Source organism: uncultured Ralstonia sp., from assembly GCA_913056305.1.
Lineage (GTDB): Bacteria > Pseudomonadota > Gammaproteobacteria > Burkholderiales > Burkholderiaceae > Ralstonia.
Window position 1 is genome coordinate 1 of record CAJXMR010000359.1, and the last position, 3,022, is coordinate 3,022.

Annotated in this window: 4 protein-coding genes; all 4 read left to right on the plus strand. The window is 65.9% G+C overall.

Annotated elements, in window-relative coordinates; genetic code table 11:
• Positions 1-236 (plus strand): DUF2957 domain-containing protein (locus QZ609_RS25980; protein ID WP_295501232.1); only part of this gene is annotated, 236 nt, incomplete at its 5' end.
• 73 nt (positions 237-309) lie between these two features.
• The gene (locus tag QZ609_RS25985; protein WP_295501235.1) at positions 310-1,134 is read left to right on the plus strand and encodes an OmpW family outer membrane protein; all 825 of its coding nucleotides are present in this window, start codon (positions 310-312) and stop codon (positions 1,132-1,134) included.
• Positions 1,135-1,245: 111 nt separating this feature from the next.
• Complete coding sequence (locus QZ609_RS25990) at positions 1,246-1,752, plus strand: hypothetical protein (protein WP_295501237.1); 507 nt, start codon at positions 1,246-1,248, stop codon at positions 1,750-1,752.
• Positions 1,753-1,967: 215 nt separating this feature from the next.
• Complete coding sequence (locus tag QZ609_RS25995) at positions 1,968-3,005, plus strand: MBL fold metallo-hydrolase (protein WP_295501240.1); 1,038 nt, start codon at positions 1,968-1,970, stop codon at positions 3,003-3,005.
• Positions 3,006-3,022: the final 17 nt, after the last annotated feature.

Here is a 3,022-nt window from a genome sequence, read left to right on the forward strand (position 1 = left end):
TGGCCGACCAGGCCACGCTGCTCGATCCGTTCAACCCGTCGCAAGCCAGCCTCGCCCGCGCGCTCAACCTGGATTTCACACAAACCGTGCCGGGCGTGGTGCGCACGCTGCAAGCCAGCGCCGCGGCGGGCTCGCCACCGACCGGCAAGCTGATCTTCACGGGCGGCGCCTTCGGCTTTCTCGACATGAACGACAAGGGGAAGCCGTACTTCACGGTGGGCGCGTTCGTGCAGTGACGCCGCATCTCAAACCAAAGACCGCGGCGTGCCGCTTTGCGCCGCGCGCCACAAAAAATAGAGAGGAGACTCGATGAAAAGACTGACCTTCGCGTTCATGGCGGCCTGCGCTTCCGCAGGCGCCATGGCGCAGCAGGCCGGCGACAACGTCGTCAGCGTTGGCTGGTTCCACATCATGCCGCAGGATTCCAGCAACGGGCTGACCACCCGCGTCATCAACGCGCCGATCAACGACCCGCTGCGCACGCCAGACAGCTTCACCTCGCCCGGCAGCGGGCTGAGCGTCAACAACGCCGACACGCTCGGCCTGACATTCACGCATTTCTTGACCGACAACATCGCCGTGACGGCGATCGGTGGGGTGCCGCCTGAATTCAAACTGACCGGGCGCGGCACCATCCGCGCGCCGGGGCCTGCCGGCGCGCTGGGCCACGTCGACATGGACGACCCCACCCTCGAGCCGGCGGTGCGCAAGTCACGGCAGTGGAGCCCAGGCCTGATCCTGCAGTACTACTTCGGCCAGGCAACCTCGAGGTTTCGCCCGTTCGTGGGTGCGGGCATCGTCTACAGCTTCTTCACCAACATCGAGCTGAACCAGAACTTCGTCGGCGCGGTGAACCGCGAGCTGGGCAGTGTGCTGGCGGCGGGTGCCGGCAAGCCGGGGCCGACCTCGGTAGAGGCGGATTCATCGTCGTCGTTCGCGCCGATCTTCAATCTGGGCGCGAGCTATGCGCTCGACAAGCGCTGGTCGCTGACGGCCACTGTGTCGTACATGCCGCTCAAGACGGAAGCCGCGACGATCATCAAGGCAGCGGATGGCACCACGTTGGCTACCACCAAGACCACGCTCAAGGCCAATCCGATCGTCACGTTTCTAGCGGTTTCGTACAAGTTCTGAGCCGGGCGCGGTTGCATGCGTCCGGCTCTTTTTGTGGTGCGGGTTCATGCGGGATCGAGTCCCGCATCACGGTCCCGGCGGTTTTCCGCCACCCCTAGTGAGGCAATGATGATGAGCACACGCAAAGCTGTATCACTGGTACTTGCACTCGCACTCTCCGCTGCAGCAGCCACGCCGGTCTTCGCCGTTACCGTTTCGCGCGCCGACGGCAAGCCGATGAACCCGAACGGCGAGCCGTTCTCGGTCTCGGGCACCACCAGTTTGACCAGTCCGGTAGCCAACGCCAATTGCACCGCAACCTTCAACGGCACGATCACCAGCGGTGGCATCGTCAATATCACGTCCACGCAGTTCGTCGCCGGCGATGTGCTGTGTGGCGCGATCCAGGGTAGCGCCACCAGCAACACTCCGTGGACGGGCCAGGCCGACACCACCACCCAGTTGTCGATCAACAACGTTGCCGTAACAGCCCCGTTCGTTAGCTGCGGCCCGACCAAGGTCGTGGGCGCATGGGACAACCCGAGCTCGTCGTTGACGTTCAATAACGCCTCGCTCGATGGGGGCTGCACGGTTACCGGCACGGTCACTTCGTCCCCGGCGTTCAGCATCGCGCCGTAACCTGTCGGCCCGGGCACAGCGGTTGCGCAGCCGTCGTGAATCCGGATGATCGAAAGAGGCCCGGCATGTCGGGCCTTGTTTCTTTTCGTCGTCGTCGACGGTTTTTTGCGATACCCCTCTCGCCAATGGCGTCAACGCATGTGCGCTGAGCGTGGCATGATCCGAGCTTCCGCCGCTGCGATGGGCATGCGGCGCATCTCCCGAGGAGCCCCGACATGCGTTCTTTCCCCACGCTTGCCACCCCCACCCGGATTGCGCGCCGCGCCGCGCTGACGGCCACTCTTGTTGCTGTTGCCGCGATTGCCGGTGTTGCCCATGCGCAGACGGCCGCGCCAGCTTCCGCACCGGCCGCCACCCAGCAGCGCGCGCAGGTGCCCGGCTACTACCGCATGGCGCTCGGCGACGCCGTCGTCACCGCGTTGTATGACGGTTACGTCGACCTGGAACCGAAGACCTTGCTGGGCCTGAGCGCCCAATCCGTCCAGAGCCTGCTGGCGCGGATGTTCGTGTCGTCCACGCCCGGCATGCAGACGGCGGTGAACGGCTACCTGATCGACACCGGCAGCCAGCGCATTCTGGTCGATACGGGCTCGGGCACCTGCTTCGGCCCGACCATGGGTGGCCTGGCCGGCAACGTGCGCGCGGCCGGCTACCAGCCCGAGCAGATCGACGCCGTGCTGCTGACCCACCTGCATCCCGACCACGCTTGCGGTCTGCTGACGCCGCAGGGCCAGCCGACGTACCCCAACGCGCAGGTCTATGTGGCCGCGCCGGAAGCCGGCTACTGGCTGAGCGAGACGATTGCCGCCACCAAGCCGAAGGACATGCAGCCGTTCTTCAAGATGGCGCGCGATGCGGTGGCGCCGTATGCGGCGGCCGGCAAGCTCAAGCAGTTCAAGCCGGGCGATGAGGTGCTGCCGGGCGTGCGTTCCGTGGTGGCCAACGGCCACACGCCGGGGCATAGCGGCTACCTGTTCGCGTCCAAGGGCCAGAGCCTGCTGGTGTGGGGCGACCTCGTGCACAGCCATGCGGTGCAGTTCATGCACCCCGAGGTTGCGTTCGAGTATGACGTCGACAAGAAGCAGGCCGTCGCCACGCGCCGCAAGCTGTTTGCCGAGGCGGCGCATGACAAGCTGTGGGTGGGCGGCGCGCACCTGCCGTTCCCGGGGCTGGGCCATGTGCGCAAGGATGGCAACGCCTACGCCTGGGTGCCGATCGAATACGGCCCGCTGCGCACCGACCGCGCAGACTGATCGTCGATCGGCTTATG

Coding starts and splice junctions, on each gene's coding strand:
- QZ609_RS25990 (WP_295501237.1), top strand. CDS start 1,246: ATGAGCACACGCAAAGCTGTATCACTGGTACTTGCACTCGCACTCTCC.
- QZ609_RS25995 (WP_295501240.1), top strand. CDS start 1,968: ATGCGTTCTTTCCCCACGCTTGCCACCCCCACCCGGATTGCGCGCCGC.
- QZ609_RS25985 (WP_295501235.1), top strand. CDS start 310: ATGAAAAGACTGACCTTCGCGTTCATGGCGGCCTGCGCTTCCGCAGGC.